Raw genomic sequence first — 21,163 nt, forward strand, 5'->3', positions numbered from 1 at the left:
GACGGTAAACGTCTGATGATTACGCGCGCAACCCCTCGACCCGTGGAGGACCCCATGGACGACGCCCGCACCAACTCCGTGATCCGCCGGGTCGACCGCCCCGTCGTCCCCGGGGGCACCCTGTCCGGGATCCGGCTCGGGGTGAAGGACAACATCGACGTCGCCGGCGGCCCGACGACCTGCGCGTCGGCGTTCTTCGCCGACCGGGTGCCCGGCGCGGACGCCGAGGTCGTGCAGCGGCTGACCGCTGCCGGCGCCCAGCTCGTGGCGACGCTGAACCTGAGCGAGTTCGCCGTCGGGGTGACCAACCAGAACTCCGCGGCCGGGCCGTGCCGGAACCCGTGGGACCTCGACCGGATGCCGGGGGGATCGTCGGGCGGGTCGGGTGCGGCAGTCGCCGCCGGGGTGGTGGACCTGGCGCTGGGCACGGACACCGGCGGGTCGATCCGGCTGCCGGCGTCGGCGTGCGGCGTGGTCGGCCTGCGGCCCACGATCGGCTCCATCCCGACCGACGGCGTCTTCCCGGTCTGCGACGACGTGGACACCGTCGGCCCGCTGGCCAGGGACGTCGCGCTGGTGGCCCGGGCGCAGCGGGTGCTCACCGGCTCGACGGCGGCGCTGCCTGCGCCCGCCGTCCCCCGCCGGATCGGGCTGCCGGTGCAGCTGCTCACCGACGTCGACCCCGGCGTCCGGGCGGTGGTGGACGCCGCGGTGGCGGTGTTCGGGGCCGAGGTCGTGCCGATCGAGGTCGAGGGCCTGCTCGACGCCCAGGACATCGTCTACACGCTGGTCTACGCCGACCTGGCCCGGATCCACGCCGACCGGCTGGCCACGGAGCCGGAGCGGTTCCACCCGGACACGCTGGTCCGGGTCGGCCTGGGCCGCGGCATCACCGCCGACGAGCGGGCGACCGCCGTCCTCGCCCGGCAGGCGCTGCAGGACCGGATCTCCGCCGCGCTGGACGGCGTCGACCTGCTGCTCACCCCCACGATGCCGGTCGACGTGCCGCGCGCGGACCCGGACGACGTGCTGCGGGTGTCCCGGCGACTGGGCCAGCTGACCTACCCGTGGTCGCTGCACGCCGGCCCCACGCTGGCGCTGCCGGTGGGCCGGCACCCGCAGTCCGGGCTGCCGGTGGGCGTGCAGCTGACCGCGCCCGTGGACGCCGAGGACGTGCTGCTCGCGGCCGGGCTGTGGTTCCAGGAGCAGACCGCCTGGCACACCGCGCGGCCGCCGGCGGTCAGCCGCTGAGGCCGAGCACCAGGTCGCGCACCTCGGCGGGCCGGGAGAGGAACGGGTGGTGGCCGGCGTCGATCTCCACGACCCGGCCCGCCCGCTGCGCGAAGTCCCGCTGCCGGTCGGCCGGCGTCCCCCGGTCCTGCGCGCAGACCAGGTAGGTCGAGGGCACGTCGTGCCACGCGGCAGCCCCGACGGCCTGGCCGAGGACCTGTGCGCCCTGCCGGGCCAGGCGCTCGGTGGCCTGCTGCTGCACGTCGCCGTCGCAGTCCTGCAGGAACGTGGCCACCAGCAGCTCGGGCCGGACGGCGAAGGTGCCGGCGTCCGGGTCGACCGCGAGGAAGGGGGCCGGGCCGCCGTCCCCGCCGAAGTCGGCCAGGCACTGCCCGACCTCCGGCAGGTAGCTGGAGACCAGCAGCAGGTGCCGCACGGTGTCCACGCCGGCGGCGGCCTCGGCCGTGACGATGCCGCCGTAGCTGTGCGCCACCACCACGGTCGGCTCGTCGCTGCTGGTCAGCACGGCGCGGACGGCGGCGACGTCCTCGGCCAGCCCGGGTCCGCCGGCGCCGGCAGTCAGGCCGGTCTCTCCGCAGCTGGGCAGGGCCGGCGCGACGCTGTCGACGCCCCGCTCGGCCAGCAGCCCCGCGGTGCGGTGCCACCACCATGCGCCGTCCCGGACGCACGCCCCGTGCACGAACACGACCCTCATCGCAGCTCCCCGCCTGTCTCGACTCCGTCGCCGAGAACGCTAGACGTAGCGATCGTTACGCGAAAAGATGTGGCGGTGGGACGCCGACCCCAGCCGGAGATCCGGGAGCAGCTGCTCGCCGCCTGCGCCGACCACGCGCTCGCGCACGGCCTGCCCGACCGGATCGCCCCGTTCGTCGCGGCGACCGGCACGTCGGCCCGGATGCTGCTGTACCACTTCGGCACCCGCGACCAGCTGCTGCGCGGCGTGCTGGAGCGGGCCCGGCAGCGTCAGGTCGCCGCGTACGAGGAGCTGCTGCGGGCCCGCCCCGGCGAGCCTTACACCGACACCCTGGCCCGGGCCTGGGCCGGCATCTCCGGCCCGGACGGGGCGACGTTCCTGCGGGTGTTCTCACCGCTGCGCGAGGACGCCGACCAGCAGCTGTGGCCGGAGTTCCGCCGGCTGGCCACGACCGACTGGCTGGGCCCGCTCGAGGCCGGGCTGGCCACCCTCGGCCGCCCCGAGCTGGCCACGCTGGTGCTGGCGGTGATCCGCGGGCTGCTGATCGACCGGCAGGCCACCGGCGACGCCGAGCGCACCGACGCCGCCTTCGCGGAGTTCCTGACCTCGCTCAGCCCGAGGTGACGACGAGCTCGTTGCCCTCGGGGTCGACGACCCGGCCCTCGTCGACCAGCCGCCCGCCCGCGGCCAGGGCGGTGTCGATCCTGGCCCGGACGGCGTCCTCGGGCACGGTGAGCACGAGGTGCAGGCGGTTGCGCTGGCGGCGGCGGTCCTCCTCGGCCGGGTCGAGGGGCTGGAAGACCATGACCGGTCCGAGCCGGCGCGGGTCGTGGATCTCGGTGAGCCCGGGCCGCTCGTCGGCGACGTAGCCGAGCACTGCCGTCCAGAACGCCTGCACGGCGGCGACGTCGGCGGCGTCCAGGAACAGCTGCACGAACCGCGGCAGCTGCGGGTCGGCGACGGCGCCGAGGTCGCGGGCCGCGGACTGCAGGCGGGTGGCCAGCGCGAGGACGTCGGCCGCCGAGCCGCAGACGCCGTCCTCCCACTGGTCCTTGCCGCTGTCAAGCACGACGAGGTCGGGTCGGACGTCGACGAGCAGCGGCAGCCCGGTGCCGGCGACCAGGTCCGCGGCGGCGGCAGCGAGCTGTGCGGGTGAGTCGGTGCGGTAGCAGGCCATCGCGCTGAACACGGCCCACCAGTCCTCGGCGCCCTCGCCCAGCGGTCCGCCGGGGAGCAGGTCGACCTCGTTGCCCTCGGGGTCGGCCTGCCGGACGCCGTACGGGCCCGACCCCGCGCCGAGCCCCAGCTCCGCGACTGCCGGGGCGGGGCGGACGACGTCGAGGTGGATCCGGTTGCGCAGCGGGCGGTGCTCGTCGGACAGCCGGATCAGCAGGGCGGGGTCGCGGTCAGCGGGATCGGGCCCGAGCACCGACCCCCAGAACCGGGCCGCGCCCGCCGGGTCAGCAGACTCCAGGACGACGTCCAGCCGCTGCAGCGCCCCGGGATCGGCGGTCAGCCCGAGGTCGTGCGCGGCCGCGGACACCGCGGCGGCGTGCTCGGCGGAGTCCAGCCGCACCTGCGCGCCGGTCGCCCGGACGTCGACGGCGCTGTCCGGCGCGATCTCCACGACGCGGCCGGCCCAGGCCGCTGCCTGCACCTGGGACGGCGCGTCGAACCACGCCGTCGCCGAGCCACCGATGCTGCGCCAGCCGGGGTCCGTCATCCCGGCACCGTAGTGCCGCACGGGCCCGCCGCGCGACGGTTCCGAGACAATGCGAGGGTGGGCCGGTGATCTGTGGCCGAGGACCCGGTGCAGACGCACGGCCGGCCACGTCCACGTTCGTCTATTCATCTTCCGCCGGGCGGACCGCGAGCAACGACTGGCGCGCATTCGGCCGGTCGAGACGACCAAACCCCCGCATGGTTATTCAAACTTTTAACACCATCTGACGACCCATCAACGAACGGGAAATCGATGACCCAGTTTGACTTGACGAACAGCACGAACGATGACGACATCGGCTTCGAAGACTCTGACTCCGAGCTCGCTGATCGGCAGAGCTCGCCGCCGTCATATGAGATCGCGACTTATCCCGCCGACTACACAGTCGAAGTACTGGCATCAAAATGGGATGCTGGCGACCTGGTAATCCCAAAGTTCCAGCGCGGGTTTGTGTGGTCGCAAGCCCAGGCCAGCAAGTTAATCGAGTCGTTCCTAGTCGGACTTCCAGTTCCTGCAATATTCCTCTACACCGAGCGCCGAAGTGAGAAATCGCTAGTCGTAGACGGGCAACAGAGGTTGAGGACTCTCTTTTATTTCCTAGAAGGATTTTTCGGCGAGGAATCCGGTGGTAAACGCACCACATTTCGCCTGAAGGGACTGAGCGAGGATAGCCCCTACTACAACTTGACTTATGAGGAGCTGAAAGAAACCAACGAAGGGGCCTCTCGACGTTTGCGGAACAGTGTTCTTCGCGCATTCATCGTGCGCCAACTAGATCCCGACGATGACACTAGTGTCTTTCATATCTTCGAGAGGTTGAATACGGGTGGAACTCTGCTGCATAATCAGGAAGTTCGAAATGCAGTATGCTCGGGCCCGTTCAACGACCTGCTTCACGATCTGAACGAATTGCCCGAATGGCGCGAGATCCTGGGTAAGCCGCGCATAGACAGCCGTATGCGCGACGTTGAACTCGTGCTTCGTTTTTTCGCACTGCTTCACGCGGCATCGTCCTACGAAAAGCCGATGAAAGATTTCATGTCCCGCTTCATGCGGAGACACGCACAGGACTCTCCGGAGCGAATCTCCGCATATTCTCGCGAGTTCACTGAAACTGTGCAAGCTATACACGAACACCTCGGACGGCGACCGTTTCATCTCTACGCTGGACTTAATTCGTCCGCGTACGACTCGGTCTTCGTTGCTTTTGCTCGAAATCTGGACCAGATAACGGACGATGTAGCACAGCGGTACCACGATCTATCGCGATCGCGAGAGTTCGAGAGTCTCGTACGCGGCGGAACTACCGACGTCGATCAGGTACGCGGGCGCCTCCGATTGGTGGAGCAACGCCTTTTCGGTCGATGATTAAGCTGCACCGCGTCGACGACGCATTTGACACCTGCCGTACCCATCTCAACGTAAGCAACGGGTTCAACGGCCCCGTCGACACAATTCTCACATCTTACGTTTCTGCAGTAATATACGCCTCGTTCGAGGCGAAGGTCCGGGAGATCGTGTCAAGTCGTAGTCGAACTGCGGGTGTCGACGCACACCTTCATTCCTTCACCAGAATTGCCGCAAAAAGGCTGATCAGGAGTATCAAGATTAGTGAGCTAGCCGGCACAGCCTCGTTCTTTGACTCTTCATGTAAGGCCAAGTTTGGGGCTGGCGCTACCGACGAGGAAAAGGCAGCCTGGGACGCGATCGTCCAAAATCGACACGGGGTCGCCCATGACGGCGAGAACGAGAACTCGCTGGGAAACCTAACGTTCCACGAACTGGAGTCTCTCTACCCAAAGGCTCTCAAGGTCCTTGAAGTATTCGAATCGGCTGTTGCGTGGCCTTCCGCTCTCGATAACACCAGGACTGGTTGGCATTAAGCCGACCAACCTTCGGACCATCGTCCAGTAGGGCGTTCGCCTGTCGCGTGTGAGCACTCTGCAAGCCACGCCGTCCTCAGAAGCTGGCATTACACCTTGGAGCGACCGTTATGAAGATGCGCGCGGACGGTAACGATGCACGGTCGCGAGGGGGTTACAGGTCGGCCGCGTGGTTAACCGCCACTGCGCTCCCTGATCGCAGAGCACGAAATCAGCCGCGACTTAGTCGGTCCATCTGAAGGTAGGCGCCGGTCAAATGGTCCAAGTGCCGCCGCATCGCGGTGATCGCCCCGTCGGAATCCCGCGCCGCGACCAGGTCGTGCAGCTCCGCGTGGTCATCCGCGACGCACGACCAGAACCCGTCCGGCGCGTGGTCCCGGCCGAACCGCGTCGCCAGCACCCGGAACAGCGGCGCCGTGATGACCTCCAGCAGTGGGTTGCCGGTCGCCCGCAGCAGCACCAGGTGGAAGTCCTGATTCGCGGAGTAGGTCGCCTCGCCGGTGGACTCGGCGGGGTCGAACTCCGCCCGCCGCAAGTCCTCCAGCTGCTCGTCGGTGCGGTGCCGCGCCGCCTCGCCAGCAGCCGGTACCTCCAGCAGGTGACGCAACGACATCAGCTGCCCGACCGTGACCCGCTCGGCGGCGGCCATCAGCGTCACCCCGGTCTCCAGGTGCGCCGAGAGGTGCCCGACCGTCGGCACGCTCACGAAGCTCCCCCCGGCCACCCCGCGGGTGGTCTGGATGAGGTCCTGCGAGGCGAGCGACCGCAGCGCCTCGCGCACCGTCGACCGACCCACCCCGAAGTCGGCGGACAGCTCCTGCTCGTTGGGCAACCGCGACCCCGGCGCCAGCTCGCCGCTCAGGATCCGGGCCCGGATGGTCCCCGCCAGCACGGCGTACGCAGGCCCCGTCACCCGACCCATCCTGCCAGCGCGCACCCGGTTCACACGGTGTTGACAGGGCCGGCGTTGACGGCGGCAATCGTCTGACACTTGGATGGAGCTCCCCGACCCGAGGAGCTCCCCCGGTGCCCGCCACCTCCCGCATCTCCGTCGTCTTCTACTCCTCCACCGGCAACCTGGCCGCCATGGCCGAGGCCATCGGGAAGGGCGCAGCGGAGCAGGGCGCCGAGGTCCGGCTGCGGATCGTCCCCGAGCTGGCCCCGCCCGCCGCGATCGCCGCCAACCCGAAGTGGCAGGCCTTCGTCGACGAGGCGCGCTACGAGACCGCCACCCTCGACGACCTCGAGTGGGCCACCGGCATCGCCCTGGGCAGCCCCACCCGCTTCGGCCTGCCCGCCGGCCAGCTGAAGGAGTTCCTCGACACCACCGGTGGCCTGTGGTTCCAGGGCAAGCTCGCCGACAAGGTCGGGACGGCGTTCACCAGCGCCTCCACCGGCCACGGCGGTCTGGAGTCCACGATCCTGGCGATGAACAACGTGCTCTACCACTGGGGCTCGCTGGTCCTCCCCCTCGGCTACGGCGAGCGGCACCTGATGAAGGAGTCCGGCAACCCCTACGGCGGCTCCTTCGTCTCCCGCTCCGGCGCCGCCCCCGACGACGTGGCCCTGGAGGCCTGCCGGCTGCAGGGCGTGCGCCTCGCCAAGTTCGCCGGCATCGTCGCCGACGGGCTCGCGGGATGACCGCCGAGCCGGTCCAGGTCGGCATGGGCCGGCTGGCCTCCACCGAGCGCCCGGGGCTGGTCCTGGTCGACTGCCAGAAGCTCTTCACCCTGGACCCGGCCGTCTCCGCGGCCGCCGAGGGCTGCGGCCGGGCCGCCGCGGCCGCCCGCGCCGCCGGCGTCCCGGTCGTCTGGCTGCGGGTGCTCTTCGAGGACGACGACGAGCTCGGCCCGGTCTGGACGGCGAAGGCCCCTGCGCTCAAGCAGCTGCGCCCCGGCGCCGAGCTGGCCGAGTTCGACGACCGCGTCGGGTACGTCGACGGCGACCCGGTGGTGACGAAGAAGCGGGCCTCGGGGTTCGTGCACACCGTGCTCGACGACCTGCTGCACGAGCTCGACGTCCACACCCTCGCCGTCGCCGGGTTCACCACCGCCGGCTGCGTGCGGGCCACCGTCGTCGACGCCGCCTCGCTGGACTACGCCCCCGTCGTCCTCGCCGACGCCGTCGCCGACCGGTCGACCGCCATCCACGACGCCGCACTGGTCGACCTGGACGCCCGCTACGCCGACGTCGTGCCCGACGGCGTCGCCTGGTTCCGCGCGCTCGGCACTACCGCCGGCTAAACGTCTGACCTATGGTCGCCGTCACAGGAGGGAGTCACCCATGAGCCTCGCCCGCCAGGTCGCCACCGTCGTCGCCCGCACCACCTGGGACGACGTCCCCGCCCCCGTGCTCGACCGCGCCCGCCACCTCGTCCTGGACGCCGTCGGCCTCGCCTTCGCCGCGTCCGCCCACCCGTTCGCCGACACCGCCGCGCAGGCGTTGGGCTCCTTCGGCCCCGGCGACGTCCCGGTGCTGGGGTCCAAGACCCGGCTGCCCGCCCGCGACGCCGCCGTCCTCAACGGCGTGCTGGTGCACGGCCTGGACTTCGACGACACCCACATCGGCGCCGTCACCCACGTGTCCGCCTCCGCGCTGCCGGCCGCGATCTCCGCCGCCGTGGCGGCCGACGCGACCACCCGCGACCTGCTGCTGGGCTACGTGCTGGGCGTCGAGGTCGCCGCCCGGGTCGGCCTGGCCGGCGCCGGTGCGTTCCACGACCTCGGCTTCCACCCCACCGCCCTGGCCGGCGCGTTCGGCTCGGCGGTCGCGGCGGGCTCGGTCACCGGTCTCGCGGAGGACCAGCTGGTCGCCGCGCAGGGCGTCGTCGGGTCCATGGCGGCCGGGCTGCTGGAGTTCCTCGAGGACGGCTCCTGGACCAAGCGGCTGCACCCCGGCTGGGCCGCCCAGTCCGGCATCACCGCCGCCGCGTTCGCGAAGGCCGGGTGGAGCGGCCCGGAGGCGGTCTACGAGGGCCGGTTCGGCCTGTTCGCCACCCACCTCGCCGGCCGCGAGACCCACCCCGAGCTGGTCGCCGCCAGCCTGGGCGAGCGGTGGGAGACCGCCGAGACCGCGGTCAAGCCGTACCCGATCTGCCACTTCGCGCACGCCTTCGCCGACGCCGTCCTGCTGCTGCGCGAGCAGCACGACCTGCGCACGGAGGACGTCGCCGCGATCCGCTGCGCCATCCACCCGGTGCCCGGCAAGGTCGTCTGCGAGCCCGCCGCGGCGAAGTGGGAGCCGCGCGACGAGTACGACGCCAAGTTCTCGCTGCCCTACGTCGTCTCCACCGCGCTCGCCCGCGGCCGGTTCACCCTCGCCGAGCTCGAGGACGACGCGCTGCGCGACCCGGAGGTGCTCGCCCTGGCCCGCAAGGTCGAGGTCGTCCCGGACCCGGAGAGCGCCTTCCCGGCCGCCTACTCCGGCTGGGTGCAGATCACCACCACCGACGGCCGGGTGCTGACCCACCGCGAGCAGGTCAACCGCGGCCACGCCGACCGACCGCTCACCGACGACGACGTCGTCACCAAGTTCCGCGGCTCGATGGCCCCGGTGGCCGACGAGGCCACCACCGAGCGGGTATTGGCCGCCGTCCTGTCCCTGGGCCGCGAGGCCACCGACACCTCCGCCCGCACGTTCGCGGAGGCCTGCGCCGCCGGCTGACCCCCAGACCCCGGCAGCGACGCCGGCCCACCCCACCTTCTAGTCACAGGAGCAGGCATGGACTTCGGCGTCTTCATCCCGATCGGCAACAACGGCTGGTTGATCAGCGAGAACGCTCCGCAGTACATGCCGAGCTTCGAGCTGAACAAGCGGATCGTGCAGGAGGCCGAGGCGCAGGACTTCGCCTTCGCGCTGTCGATGATCAAGCTGCGCGGGTTCGGCGGGAAGACCGAGTTCTGGGACCACAACCTGGAGTCGTTCACCCTCATGGCCGGCCTCGCCGCCGTCACCGAGAAGATCAAGCTCTACGCGTCGACCGCCGTCCTCACCCTGCCGCCGGCGCTGGTCGCCCGGATGGCCACCACCATCGACTCCATCGCGCCGGGCCGGTTCGGCATCAACATCGTGTCGGGCTGGGCGTCGGGCGAGTACTCCCAGATGGGCCTGTGGCCCGGCGACCAGTACTTCGGGGAGCGCTACGACTACTCCACCGAGTACGTCCAGGTGCTGCGCGCGCTGTGGGAGACCGGCACCTGCGACCTGGACGGCAAGTACTTCCAGATGACCGACTGCAAGCTGTCCCCGCAGCCCAGCGCACCGATCGACATCGTGTGCGCCGGCCAGTCCGAGCGCGGGATGCAGTTCTGCGCCGAGCACGGCGACTACAACTTCATCCTCTCCCCGGGCGTGAACACCCCCGAGACCTACCGCGAGCCCACCGAGAAGCTGGCCGCCGCCGCGGCGAAGAGCGGTCGGGACGTCGGTTCGCTGCCGCTGTTCATGGCGATCATGGCCGACACCGACGAGGAGGCCCAGGCCAAGTGGCAGAGCTACCACGACGGCGCTGACCTGGGCGCGCTCGGCTACATGAGCGAGGAAGGGTCCAAGGACACCACGGCGGACTCCGGCGGCACCGCGCGGACGATCAACCTCCCCGAGGGCGCGGTCAACTTCAACATGGCCACGCTGGTCGGCTCGCCCGAGACCGTCGCCCGGCAGATCGACGAGGTCGCGAAGATGCCCGGGGTCAAGGGGATGATGTTCACCTTCGACGACTTCGAGAAGGGCGTGAAGACCTTCGGCGAGAAGGTCCGACCCCTGCTCGGCTGACTCCCCGGCGGGGCCCCGACCGGGCCCCGCCGGTCCGCCCTGCCCGGAAGGACCCCCGTGACCTCGTTCGTCGCCCCCCGCCCGAACCCCCGCGCCCGGCTGCGCGAGCTGCTGGCCGCCCCCGGCCCGCTCATCGCCCCCGGCGCCTACGACGCGTTGAGCGCCCGGCTGGTGCAGCAGGCCGGTTTCGACGTCGTCTACATGACCGGCTTCGGGACGTCGGCCTCGCTGCTGGGCCGCCCGGACGTCGGGCTGCTGGGCGGGGCGGAGATGACCGACAACGCCCGCCGGATGGCCCAGGCGGTCGACGTCCCGCTGATCGCCGACGCCGACACCGGCTACGGCAACGCGCTCAACGTCGTCCGGACGGTGCGGGAGTACGAGCAGGCCGGCGTCGCCGGGCTGCAGCTCGAGGACCAGGTCTCGCCCAAGCGCTGCGGCCACATGGCCGGCAAGGCCGTGATCGACGTCGAGGAGGCCGTGGCGAAGGTGCGGGCCGCCGTCGCCGCGCGCACCGACCCCGACCTGGTGGTCATCGCCCGCACCGACGTCGCCCAGGTCGAGGGCACCCGGGCCGCGATCGACCGGGCGCTGCGGTTCGCCGACGCCGGCGCCGACGTGCTCTTCGTCGAGGCCCCGCGCACCGCCGAGGACGTCGAGCTGGTGGCCACCGAGCTGAAGGGCCACCACCTGCTCTTCAACTGGGTCGAGGGCGGCCAGACCGAGGGCCTGACCATGGACCGGGTCGCCGAGCTGGGCTTCTCCCTGGTCCTCTTCCCGATCAGCACCCTGCTGGCGGCCACCCACGCGATGCAAGCCGCGCTGACGACGCTGAGGCAGACGTCGTCCACCGCCGGGGCGCCGATGGGCGACTTCGACGGCTTCCTGCAGACCATCGGCCTGCCCGAGCTGCGCGCCGACGAGGCCCGCTTCGCCGGCTGACCCCACCCCGGCGGGGTGAGGGTGGCTGTAGTCGCTACACATCAGACCTTTCCCCGCCGATGGTGCGGTCATGCAGGGGATGGCGGGCAGGGATCCGCGACGCCGGGACCCCCGGCGCGACCACCCCGGCTGGTCCACGGCCAGCCGGGCCGCCGTCTGGTCGGCGACCGTCTTCGCCGTGCTGGCCGTCGGCGGTCTGGCGGTCTCCCCCGACCTGGCGAGCCCCTGGCAGGGCGTCCTGGCTCCCGTCGCCTTCGGGCTGCTGTCGACCCTGTGCGCGGTCGTGGCCGGGTGCGCCGCGGTGCGGGCGACCACGCTGGCGCCCCTCTGGGGCTCCCTCGCCGTCGTGATGCTGCTGTTCACCGCGGCCGACCTCGCCTACGTGGCGGCGCCCTCCCTCGGGGCCGGCCCGTCCTGGGTGGACGGCGTCTACGGCGCCGCCTACCTCGCGCTGCTCGCCATGCCCTTCCTCTTCCTCCGCCGGCTGCGGCTGCGCCCGCACCCCACCGTGTGGGTCGACGGGCTCACCACCGGCCTCGGCGCGCTCGCGCTGGCCGCCGCCCTCGTGCTGGCCACCGTGGACGACGCGGACGCCGCGACGATGCTGGCCCTGGGCTACGTCGGTGCCGACCTGCTGCTCATCGCCCTGCTGGCCAGCCTGGGCTCGGTGCTGGGCTGCCTGCGCAGCGTGCTGCTGCCGGTGCTCGCCGTCGGGCTGCAGCTGGTCGCCGACCTGGGCCAATACCTGGCCGGCGGGCTCGGCGCGCCGTCGGACCTGCTCTACGTCACCGGCCCGGTCCTGCTCGCCTGGGCGGCGCACCGCTGCCCGCCGGACTGGACCGTCCGCGAGCAGTCCTGGCGGCTGCGGCTGGAGGTGCGCCGCATCGTGCTGCCCGCGGGCGGGGCGACCGCCGCCCTGGTGGTGCTCGCCTGGAGCGCGCTGCACCCGCTGGGCCCCGCCCCGGTGCTGCTGGCCGTGGCCGCGCTGGTCTCGATGGCCACCCGGACCGTGCTCACCCTGCGCGCCACCGAGAACTTCTACGAGCTCCGCGCCCAGGCCCTCAGCGACCCGCTGACCGGGCTGGGCAACCGGCGGACCCTGGACGCCGCCCTGGCCGACCTGCCCGACGACCTCCCCGCCGCCCTGCTGCTGCTGGACCTGGACAGCTTCCGGGACGTCAACGACGGCCTGGGCCACGCCGCCGGCGACGAGGTGCTGCGCCTGCAGGCCGCCCGGCTGACCGGCGGCGACCAGACCGGGCGGGTCGCCGTCCGGCTGGAGGGCGACACGTTCGCCCTGGTGCTCCGCGGCACCGGGCCCGAGGAGGCCCGCCGGGTCGCCGAGGAGATGGCCACCCGGCTGCGGGCACCGCTGCAGGTGGACGGCACCCGGGTCCGGCTCACCGCGAGCGTCGGCGTCGCCGTCACCACCCCCGGCCGGCCGTCGGGTCCGCTGGCGCTGCTGCGCCGGGCCGACGAGGCCCTCACCCAGGCCAAGCACCGCGCCGAGGCGGTCGTGGTGGACGACCAGACCCCGGCGCACCCCGGGGTCGAGGTCTCCCGGCTCCAGCTGGCCGACGAGCTGCACACCGCGATCAGCACGGCCCAGCTCGTCCTGTGGTTCCAGCCCCAGCTGCACGTGGCCCCGGCGGGCCCGGTCGGCACCGGCGGCCGCACCACCACCGTCGCGGGCTGCGAGGCCCTGGTCCGCTGGGAGCACCCCGACCGCGGCCTGCTCGGCCCGGAGACCATCCTGTCCGCCGCCGAGCACGGCCGGCTGCTGCCCGCCCTCGGCGACGCCGTCCTCGGCATGGCCGTGGCCGCCGTCGGCGGCTGGTGGGCGCGGTTCCCGGTGCCGGTCTCGGTCAACCTGTCGGCCACCGACCTCGGCGACCGCCGGCTGCCCGAGCGGGTGCACGGACTGCTGCAGCAGCACCACCTGCCGCCGTGGGCGCTGACCATCGAGGTCGTCGAGGACACCCTCATGGTCGACCCCACCCGGGTCGCCGAGGTGCTGCGCGACCTGCGCGACATGGGCGTCGGCGTCGCCCTGGACGACTACGGCACCGGGTACAGCTCGCTGTCCTACCTGCACGAGCTCCCGGTGGACGAGCTCAAGCTCGACCGGTCGCTGACCCGTGACCTGGCCACCAACCCCACCGCGACCGCCATCGCCCGGCACAGCATCGCGCTGGCCCACGACCTGGGCCTGCGGGTGGTCGGCGAGGGCATCGAGGACCCCGAGGCGCTCGACGCGCTGGTCGCCCTGGGCTGCGACACGGTGCAGGGCTACCTGACCGGGCGCCCCATGCCGTCGGCCGCCTGGACGACCTGGCTGGCCGAGCAGGCCGCGCCGGTCCTCCCGGTCGCGCCTGCGCCGATCCCCGGCTGAGCCGCGGGGTCAGCCGCGGCGGGCCGCGAGCACGCCGTGCACCGTGAGGACGTCGAGCCGCACGTGCTCGGCCCGGCCACGGAGCCAGGCCGGCTCGTCACCGGTGAGGAAACGGGTGACGACGCTGACCGCGAGGTCCTCGGCCGCCGCGCCCATCCCGACCAGGCGGTGCAGCCGGCCGAGCACGTGCGCGAGGTGATCGATCGGCGGTGCGGGGGCGGACGTCACGGGGCAGAGCCTCTCATCGTGCACAATCCGATGTGGTTCTTCCTACCTTTGCACATCCGGAACACTTCAATCCGTAACGACGCGCCAAGCCCCCCGATCAGGTGAGGACGACGAGCAGGTCACCGCCCTCGACCTGCTGCACGGCGCCGATCGCGACCCGGGAGACCGACCCCGCCCGCGGTGCCGTGATCGCGGCCTCCATCTTCATGGCCTCGATGGTGGCCAGGGTGTCGCCGGCCGCGACCTCGTCGCCCTCGCCCACCTGCAGGGTGACGACGCCGGCGAACGGCGCCGGCACCTGGCCCGGGTCGGACCGGTCCGCCTTCTCCGCCGCCTTGACCGCGGAGTCCACCGAGCGGTCGCGCACGCTGACCGGCCGCAGCTGGCCGTTGAGCGTGCACATGACGGTGCGCATGCCGCGCTCGTCGGGCTCGCCGACCGCCTCCACCCCGATCAGCAGCCGGACGCCGGGCTCCAGGTCGACCGCGTGCTCGGTGCCGCGGCGCAGCCCGTAGAGGAACTCCTTGCTCGGCAGCACGGAGGTGTCGCCGTAGGCCTCCCGGTGCGCCTCGAACTCCTTCGTCGGCCCGGCGAACAGCAGCCGGTTGAGGGTCGGCTGCGGCGTGCTGCGCAACCCGGCCAGGTCCTCGTCGGACAGCTCGGCGGCGGGCTCCGCCGCCCGGCGGCCCTCCAGCGCCTTCGTGCGGAACGGCTCGGGCCACCCGCCGGGCGGGTCGCCGAGCTCGCCGCGCAGGAAGCCGACCACCGAGTCCGGCACGTCGAACTTCGCCGGGTCGTCGGCGAACGCGGCGACGTCGACGCCGGCGCCCACCAACTGCAGCGCCAGGTCGCCGACCACCTTGGACGACGGCGTGACCTTGACCAGGTGGCCGAGCAGCCGGTCGGCCGCGGCGTAGGCGTCCTCGACCTCCTCGAACCGCTGACCCAGGCCCAGCGCGATCGCCTGCTGGCGCAGGTTGGACAGCTGCCCGCCGGGGATCTCGTGGGTGTAGACCCGCCCGGTCGGGCTGGGCAGCCCGGACTCGAACGGCGCGTACACCCGCCGGACGGCCTCCCAGTACGGCTCGAGGTCGTTGACCGCGGTCAGGTCCAGGCCGGTGGCGTACGGGGTGTGGTCGGTGGCCGCGACGATCGCGCTCAGCGGGGGCTGGCTGGTGGTGCCGGCCATGCTGGCGACCGCGCCGTCGACGGCGTCCACCCCGGCCTGCCAGGCCGCCATCAGCGTGGCCAGCTGGCCACCGGCGGTGTCGTGGGTGTGCAGGTGCACCGGCAGGTCGAACCGCTCGCGCAGCGCGGTGACCAGGGTGGCCGCGGCCGGCGGCCGGAGCAGGCCGGCCATGTCCTTGATCGCCAGCACGTGCGCCCCGGCCTCGACGATCTGCTCGGCCAGCCGCAGGTAGTAGTCCAGCGTGTAGAGCTGCTCGGCCGGGTCGGACAGGTCGCCGGTGTAGCAGAGCGCCACCTCGGCCAGTGCCGTACCGGTCTCCCGCACGGCCTCGATCGCCGGCCGCATCTGGGAGACGTCGTTGAGCGCGTCGAACACCCGGAACACGTCGATGCCGGTGCGGGCGGCCTCGTGCACGAACGTCGTCGTCACCTGGGTCGGGTACGGCGTGTAGCCCACGGTGTTGCGCCCGCGCAGCAGCATCTGCAGCGCGATGTTGGGCACCGCCTCGCGCAGCGCGGCCAGCCGCTCCCACGGGTCCTCGTGCAGGAAGCGGAGCGCGACGTCGTAGGTCGCCCCGCCCCAGCACTCCAGGGACAGCAGCTGCGGCGTGGTGCGGGCGACGTGCGGGGCCACGGCCAGCAGGTCCTTGGTGCGCACCCGGGTGGCCAGCAGCGACTGGTGGGCGTCGCGGAACGTGGTGTCGGTGACCGCGAGCGCGCGCTGGGCCCGCAGCCCGGCGGCGAAGGCCACCGGGCCCAGCTCGCGCAGCTGCTGCCGGGAGCCGGCCGGGGGCTGGCCGACCAGCTCGACGGCGGGCAGCTTGCTCATCGGGTCGACCAGGTGCGGGCGCTCGCCGTGCGGGGCGTTGACCGTGACGTCGGCCAGGTAGGCCAGGAGCCGGGTGCCGCGGTCGGCGGACTGCCGGGCGGTCAGCAGCTCCGGGCGCTGCTCGATGAACGAGGTGGTCACCCGGCCCTCGCGGAAGTCGGGGTCGTCCAGCACCGCCTGCAGGAACGGGATGTTGGTGGCCACCCCGCGGATCCGGAACTCGGCCACCGCCCGGCGGGCCCGGGCCACCGCGACGCCGAAGTCCCGGCCACGGCAGGTGAGCTTGACCAGCATCGAGTCGAAGTGCGCGCCCACCTCGGCGCCCATGGAGGAGCCGCCGTCCAGCCGCACCCCGGCGCCGCCGGGCGAGCGGTAGGCGGTGATCCGGCCGGTGTCGGGGCGGAAGCCGTTGGCCGGGTCCTCGGTGGTGATCCGGCACTGCAGCGCCGCCCCGCGCAGCTGCACGGTGTCCTGGCTCAGCCCCAGGTCGGCGAGGGACTCCCCCGAGGCGATCCGCAGCTGGGCCTGCACCAGGTCGACGTCGGTGACCTCCTCGGTGACCGTGTGCTCGACCTGGATGCGCGGGTTCATCTCGATGAACACGTGCTTGCCCGCCTCGTCGAGCAGGAACTCGACGGTGCCGGCGCAGGTGTAGTCGATGGCCCGGGCGAAGGCCACGGCGTCGGCGCACATGCGCTCGCGCAGCTCGGGGTCCAGGTTGGGCGCGGGCGCCAGCTCGATGACCTTCTGGTGCCGGCGCTGCACTGAGCAGTCGCGCTCGAAGAGGTGGATGACGGTGCCCTGGGTGTCGGCCAGGATCTGCACCTCGATGTGCCGCGGGTTGACCACGGCCTGCTCGATGAACACCGTCGGGTCGCCGAACGCCGACTCGGCCTCGCGCATGGCGGCCTCGACGGACCCGCGCAGGGCGCCCTCGTCGTCCACCTTGCGCATGCCGCGCCCGCCGCCGCCGGCGACCGCCTTGACGAACAGCGGGTAGGGCATGTCCCGGGCCTGGGCGATGAGGGTGTCCACGTCGTCGGTCGGCTCGGTCGAGGCCAGCACCGACAGCCCGGCGGCCGCCGCCGCGGCGATCGCGCGGGCCTTGTTGCCGGTCAGCTCGAGCACGGCGGCGCTGGGGCCCACGAAGGTGATGCCGGCGTCGGCGCAGGCCGCGGCCAGGTCGGGGTTCTCGGACAGGAAGCCGTAGCCGGGGTAGACGGCGTCGGCGCCGGACCGCTTCGCGGCGGCCACGACGGCGGCCACGTCGAGGTAGGCGCGGACCGGGTGGCCGGGCTCGCCGATCTCGTAGGACTCGTCGGCCTTGAGCCGGTGGACCGAGTTGCGGTCCTCGTGCGGGAACACCGCGACGGTGCCGGCCCCCAGCTCGTAGGCGGCGCGGAACGCCCGGACGGCGATCTCCCCGCGGTTGGCGACCAGGACCTTCTGGAACACGGGGACTCCCGGGGAGCGGCGACGGGTGTGGGCACCGTAGCGGCAGGGCACGACAGGACGGTGACCTCTCCGCGCACCGCCCTCGTGACCGGCGCCTCCAGCGGCATCGGTCGCGCCACCGCCCTCCTGCTGGCCGAGCAGGGCGCCTCCCTGGTGCTCCTGGCCCGCGGCCGCGCCGCCCTCGACGAGGCCGCCGCCGAGTGCCGGGCCGCCGGCGCCGCCGACGTGGTGGTCGAGACCTGCGACGTCAACGACCGGGAGGGCATGGCCGCCGTCGTCCAGCGGGCCGGTGCCCTCGACCTGGTCGTGCACTCCGCGACCGTGATGGCCTACGGCGACGTGGAGGACCTGCCGCCCGAGGTGTTCGAGCAGGTCGTGGACACCGCCATCCACGGGACGGCGAACGTGGCGCGGCCGGTGCTGGCCACCTTCCGCCGGCAGGGCCGCGGCGACCTGGTCGTGGTCAGCTCGCTGCTGGCCTCGATCACCGCGCCGACGATGGGTGCCTACGCCACCGCCAAGTGGGGTCAGCTGGGGCTGATCCGCACCTTGCAGCAGGAGACCCGGGACGTGAAGGGGATCCACGTCTCCGCGGTCTCCCCGGGCGGGGTGAACACCCCGATCTACTACCAGGCCGCGACCGTGCTCGGGAACACCGGCCACCCGCCGCCGCCGGTCTACTCCCCGCGCCGGGTCGGCCAGGCGATCCTGGCCGTCGCCGAGAAGCCGCGGCGGCTCAAGCAGTCCGGCATCGCCAACCCGGTGATCATCGCCGGCTACCGGCTGGTGCCGCAGGTGTTCGACACCCTCGTCGGCCCGCTGCTCAAGGTGTTCGGGATGAGCCGGGACTCGGTGCCGCCCACCGACGGCAACGTGTTCGAGTCCCGCCCGGAGGAGAACGCCGCGAAGGGCCCCTGGCGCGACATCTGAGCCACGTCAAGCCAACTGGACATCCAGCCCTCCTATATCAAGTAAAGTAGGCAACTACTTGATGTAGGAGGCTCGGTGGACGTAGCCAGGTTCCGGAACAGCCCGGTGGGATCACTCATCCCCATCCGCGGCACGGATGGACGCAGCGGCAGGGAGTACGACCACGCCGCGTTCCTCCCGGATGCCCTCGATGCCGAGCCTGCCCTCACGTCCGAGACCTGGCGAGCAGTCAGCCGCGCCAACCGTGCGCTGGGCAGGCTTCACCAGGCTGGTCGCCAGGTTCCCGCGCCTGCCCTCCTGAGGCGCCCGACGCTGCGCCGCGAGGCCCAGAGCACCTCGGCTCTGGAGGGCACGTTCGCCCCGCTCGAGGACGTGTTGGCGGCCGGAGCCGAGAGCGCGGACCCAGCGGCTTCCGCCGACCTGCTCGAGGTCCTCAACTACGTCTACGCCGCGGAGGATGCCTTCGAGTGGCTGTCCGAGGGTCGTCCGCTCACCGTCTCCCTGCTCGAGGACCTCCAGGGCAGGCTGGTCGCCGGGACCGGGGCGGACACGGGCCGAGCCGGGCATGTGCGTGCCATCCAGGTCGCCATCGGCAGCCCGGACGGCGGCATCGAATCCGCGCGTTTCGTCCCGCCGCCGCCAGGTCCGGCCCTCGAAGCCGGACTGCGAGATCTCCTCACCTGGATCACCGAGGATGAGCCGCGTGACGCAGTCGTCGCCGCTGCCCAGGCCCACTACCAGTTCGAGACCCTGCACCCGTTCAACGACGGCAACGGACGCATCGGGCGATTGCTCGTCGTGCTGCAGCTGCTGCACGACGACGTCCTGGACGAGCCGCTCCTCAGCATCTCCCCCTGGTTCGAGCAGAGGCGCCGTGAGTACCAGGACCACCTGCTGGAGGTCAGCCGAACCGGCGACTGGGACGCCTGGGTCCGCTTCTTCGCTCGCGGCCTGGAGGCGTCGGCGACCGATACGGCACATCGCGTGGATGCACTCCTGCGGCTCCAGGAGCAGTACCTCTCGCTCGTGCGTGCCTCGGCGACGCAAGGTGTGGTCAGGGACATCGCGGAGTCCCTCATCGCCTACCCGTACCTGGACGTACCCGCCACGGCGCGCAGGACCGGCCGGACCTCCCAGGCCATCCTGACGGCGATGAACAAGCTCCTCGAGCTGGGGGTCCTCGCCGAGAGACCACCCGCTGGGCGCCGTCGTCGATTCGTCGCCCTCGACGTGGTCCGAGTGCTCAGCGCTCCCCCGACAGACTGACCGCCGCCGCCCGGCACGTCCGGTCGACGTCAAGAGCGCTGGACATGGACGGTGCTCATATCAAGTTTTCTGCTCAGAACTTGATATAAGCACCGTCAAGGAGGCCGGTACGGTGCCGCTCGTGGAGCTGCTGGGCACCCTCACCGCCGTCGGCTGCGCCCTGGTGGGCGGGGTGTTCTTCGCGTTCAGCGGGTTCGTGATGCCCGCGCTGGGGCGGCTGGACGACGGGGCGTCGGCGATGCGGGCGGTGAACGTGACCGCCGTCCGGCCGCCGTTGATGGTCCTGCTGTTCGGGACGGCGGCCGCCTGCGTCGCCGTCCTCGTGGTGGGCCCCGGCGTGCTGCCCCGGGTGGGTGCGGGGCTGTACCTGGCCGGCACCGTCGGGGTGACGATCGCGGCGAACGTGCCGCTCAACGACCGCCTGGAGCGGGATCCGTCGACCTGGCCGGCGTACCTGCGGGCGTGGACGCGGTGGAACTCGCTGCGCACGGCAGCGGCGACCGTCGCGTCGGTGCTGCTCCTCCTCGCCTGAGGCGTCATGTGACGGTGACGCACCATTCCCGGCCTCGAATGGTGCGTAGGCGTCATGTGACGGCGGGCGGGTGCACGACGGAACCCGCAGAGTGGGGTGGTGAACCCCTTCGACGCGGCGCGGGCCGCCTTCCGCGGGCGCGTCTCCGGCGATCCCACCGGCGCACCCGACTGGGTCCGGGAGATCGCCACCGTCGGCACGGGTGACGGCTGGTTCGACCCGGACGGCGTCGTCTGGCGGGTGCACGGCGACCTGTCCACGCTGGTCGGCGGGGTGGCGGCGCTGCTCGGCCAAGGCGCGCACCCCCTCGCGTTGGCCGGCGTGCAGCGGCACTCGGCCTACCGCGAGGACCCGTGGAAGCGGCTGGCCGGCACCGCGCGCTGGCTCGTGGTGAGCACCTTCGGCTCGGCGCAGCTGGCCGAGCGGGAGTCCGCCCGGGTCCGTGGCATGCACCGCCGGGTGAAGGGCACGCTGGACGACGGCCGCACCTACTCCGCCGGCGACCCCGACCTGCTGCGCTGGGTGCACCTGGCCTTCACCGACGCGTTCCTGGCCGCGCAGACCGCCGTCGGTCGGGACATGAGCCGGTTCGGCCCGCGCTGGGGCGACGACTACGTGCGCGAGTGGGCCCGCACCGCGGAGCGGCTGGGTGCCACCGACCTGCCGACCACCCGGACCGAGCTGGCCGAGGCCATCCGCGGCTACCGCCCGGTGCTGGAGCCGGTGCCCGACGACCTGCTGGCGTTCCTGCAGGCCCCGACCGGGTTGTCCGCGCCCGAGCGGCTGGTCTACGCCGGGTTCTCCGGCGGCGCGGCCCGGCTGGTCTCCCCCACCATCGCGCCGCTGGCCCGGGTGCCCGGTCGCGCGTCCCGGTCGCCGCTGGACCGTGCCCAGCTGCTGGTCACCGAGGCCCAGCTCCGCGCGCTCAACCTGGCCCTGGGCTCGCACAGCCCGAGCGAGGAGGCCGCGAGATGGCGCCTGGGCACGGGCCCCGCTCCCGCCTGGGCGACCTCCCTGGCGAGTTGATCATCGTCAGCTGCAGGTGAGGACGCGCACTCCTGGGCGTGTCCGGGCTGC

Annotated in this window: 19 protein-coding genes; 14 read left to right on the forward strand and 5 right to left on the reverse strand. The window is 72.4% G+C overall.

Annotated elements, in window-relative coordinates; genetic code table 11:
• The first annotated feature begins 54 nt into the window (after nucleotides 1-54).
• Nucleotides 55-1,251, forward strand: coding sequence for an amidase (locus UXQ13_RS19615; RefSeq protein ID WP_336392804.1), 1,197 nt, complete (start codon nucleotides 55-57; stop codon nucleotides 1,249-1,251).
• On the opposite strand, the gene UXQ13_RS19620 is transcribed toward UXQ13_RS19615, so the two are convergent.
• Nucleotides 1,241-1,945, reverse strand: a complete 705-nt coding sequence (locus UXQ13_RS19620) for an alpha/beta fold hydrolase (RefSeq protein ID WP_336392805.1) — start codon at nucleotides 1,943-1,945, stop codon at nucleotides 1,241-1,243. The two genes, UXQ13_RS19615 and UXQ13_RS19620, sit on opposite strands and share 11 nt — an antisense overlap.
• 75 nt (nucleotides 1,946-2,020) lie before the next feature.
• Between UXQ13_RS19620 and UXQ13_RS19625 the strand changes: the two genes are divergently transcribed.
• On the forward strand, nucleotides 2,021-2,569 hold the full coding sequence (locus tag UXQ13_RS19625; RefSeq protein WP_336392806.1) for a TetR/AcrR family transcriptional regulator: 549 nt from the start codon (nucleotides 2,021-2,023) through the stop codon (nucleotides 2,567-2,569).
• On the opposite strand, the gene UXQ13_RS19630 is transcribed toward UXQ13_RS19625, so the two are convergent.
• Nucleotides 2,556-3,668, reverse strand: coding sequence for a VOC family protein (locus UXQ13_RS19630; RefSeq protein ID WP_336392807.1), 1,113 nt, complete (start codon nucleotides 3,666-3,668; stop codon nucleotides 2,556-2,558). The two genes, UXQ13_RS19625 and UXQ13_RS19630, sit on opposite strands and share 14 nt — an antisense overlap.
• Nucleotides 3,669-3,920: 252 nt before the next feature.
• On the opposite strand from UXQ13_RS19630, the gene UXQ13_RS19635 reads away from it, so the two are divergent.
• Both UXQ13_RS19635 and UXQ13_RS19640 read left to right on the forward strand, forming a co-directional pair.
• Nucleotides 3,921-5,036 (forward strand): DUF262 domain-containing protein, encoded by a 1,116-nt coding sequence (locus tag UXQ13_RS19635; protein ID WP_336392808.1) that lies wholly within the window; start codon nucleotides 3,921-3,923, stop codon nucleotides 5,034-5,036.
• Nucleotides 5,033-5,551 carry a HEPN domain-containing protein gene (locus UXQ13_RS19640; protein WP_336392809.1) on the forward strand — a complete coding sequence of 173 codons (519 nt, stop codon included), beginning with the start codon at nucleotides 5,033-5,035 and terminating at the stop codon, nucleotides 5,549-5,551. Before UXQ13_RS19635 ends, UXQ13_RS19640 begins: the two co-directional genes overlap by 4 nt.
• 211 nt (nucleotides 5,552-5,762) lie before the next feature.
• Here UXQ13_RS19640 and UXQ13_RS19645 read toward each other — a convergent pair whose 3' ends face one another.
• The gene (locus tag UXQ13_RS19645; protein WP_336392810.1) at nucleotides 5,763-6,464 is read right to left on the reverse strand and encodes a FadR/GntR family transcriptional regulator; all 702 of its coding nucleotides are present in this window, start codon (nucleotides 6,462-6,464) and stop codon (nucleotides 5,763-5,765) included.
• Nucleotides 6,465-6,577: 113 nt separating this feature from the next.
• Here UXQ13_RS19645 and wrbA point away from each other — a divergent pair, with 113 nt between their 5' ends.
• From wrbA to UXQ13_RS19675, 6 genes are all read left to right on the forward strand, one after another.
• Nucleotides 6,578-7,192 (forward strand): NAD(P)H:quinone oxidoreductase, encoded by a 615-nt coding sequence (gene wrbA / locus UXQ13_RS19650; protein ID WP_336392811.1) that lies wholly within the window; start codon nucleotides 6,578-6,580, stop codon nucleotides 7,190-7,192.
• Entirely contained in the window at nucleotides 7,189-7,794 is a 606-nt protein-coding gene (locus tag UXQ13_RS19655) for an isochorismatase family protein (RefSeq protein ID WP_336392812.1), read from the forward strand. Before wrbA ends, UXQ13_RS19655 begins: the two co-directional genes overlap by 4 nt.
• Nucleotides 7,795-7,834: 40 nt before the next feature.
• Entirely contained in the window at nucleotides 7,835-9,214 is a 1,380-nt protein-coding gene (locus UXQ13_RS19660; protein ID WP_336392813.1) for an MmgE/PrpD family protein, read from the forward strand.
• 57 nt (nucleotides 9,215-9,271) lie between these two features.
• Entirely contained in the window at nucleotides 9,272-10,324 is a 1,053-nt protein-coding gene (gene rutA / locus UXQ13_RS19665; RefSeq protein WP_336392814.1) for a pyrimidine utilization protein A, read from the forward strand.
• Between the two features lie 57 nt (nucleotides 10,325-10,381).
• A complete protein-coding gene (locus UXQ13_RS19670) occupies nucleotides 10,382-11,266 on the forward strand; it encodes an isocitrate lyase/PEP mutase family protein (protein ID WP_336392815.1) in 885 nt (294 codons plus the stop codon).
• 70 nt (nucleotides 11,267-11,336) lie between these two features.
• Entirely contained in the window at nucleotides 11,337-13,658 is a 2,322-nt protein-coding gene (locus UXQ13_RS19675) for a putative bifunctional diguanylate cyclase/phosphodiesterase (protein ID WP_336392816.1), read from the forward strand.
• A gap of 9 nt (nucleotides 13,659-13,667) precedes the next feature.
• On the opposite strand, the gene UXQ13_RS19680 is transcribed toward UXQ13_RS19675, so the two are convergent.
• Nucleotides 13,668-13,886, reverse strand: a complete 219-nt coding sequence (locus UXQ13_RS19680; protein WP_225233393.1) for a hypothetical protein — start codon at nucleotides 13,884-13,886, stop codon at nucleotides 13,668-13,670.
• 97 nt (nucleotides 13,887-13,983) lie between these two features.
• Entirely contained in the window at nucleotides 13,984-17,358 is a 3,375-nt protein-coding gene (locus tag UXQ13_RS19685; protein WP_225233394.1) for a pyruvate carboxylase, read from the reverse strand.
• A gap of 60 nt (nucleotides 17,359-17,418) precedes the next feature.
• On the opposite strand from UXQ13_RS19685, the gene UXQ13_RS19690 reads away from it, so the two are divergent.
• The 4 genes from UXQ13_RS19690 to UXQ13_RS19705 all read left to right on the forward strand — a co-directional run bounded on the left by UXQ13_RS19690 (nucleotide 17,419) and on the right by UXQ13_RS19705 (nucleotide 21,112).
• Nucleotides 17,419-18,288: an SDR family NAD(P)-dependent oxidoreductase gene (locus tag UXQ13_RS19690; protein WP_225233395.1), complete on the forward strand. Its 870-nt coding sequence runs from the start codon at nucleotides 17,419-17,421 to the stop codon at nucleotides 18,286-18,288.
• 105 nt (nucleotides 18,289-18,393) lie between these two features.
• The gene (locus UXQ13_RS19695; protein WP_225233396.1) at nucleotides 18,394-19,554 is read left to right on the forward strand and encodes a Fic family protein; all 1,161 of its coding nucleotides are present in this window, start codon (nucleotides 18,394-18,396) and stop codon (nucleotides 19,552-19,554) included.
• 112 nt (nucleotides 19,555-19,666) lie between these two features.
• Nucleotides 19,667-20,086, forward strand: a complete 420-nt coding sequence (locus UXQ13_RS19700) for an anthrone oxygenase family protein (protein WP_225233397.1) — start codon at nucleotides 19,667-19,669, stop codon at nucleotides 20,084-20,086.
• A gap of 99 nt (nucleotides 20,087-20,185) precedes the next feature.
• Nucleotides 20,186-21,112, forward strand: a complete 927-nt coding sequence (locus tag UXQ13_RS19705; protein ID WP_225233398.1) for an oxygenase MpaB family protein — start codon at nucleotides 20,186-20,188, stop codon at nucleotides 21,110-21,112.
• The last annotated feature ends 51 nt before the right edge of the window (nucleotides 21,113-21,163 follow it).

Origin of the sequence: Klenkia terrae (assembly GCF_037083865.1) — a bacterium.
GTDB lineage: Bacteria > Actinomycetota > Actinomycetes > Mycobacteriales > Geodermatophilaceae > Klenkia > Klenkia terrae.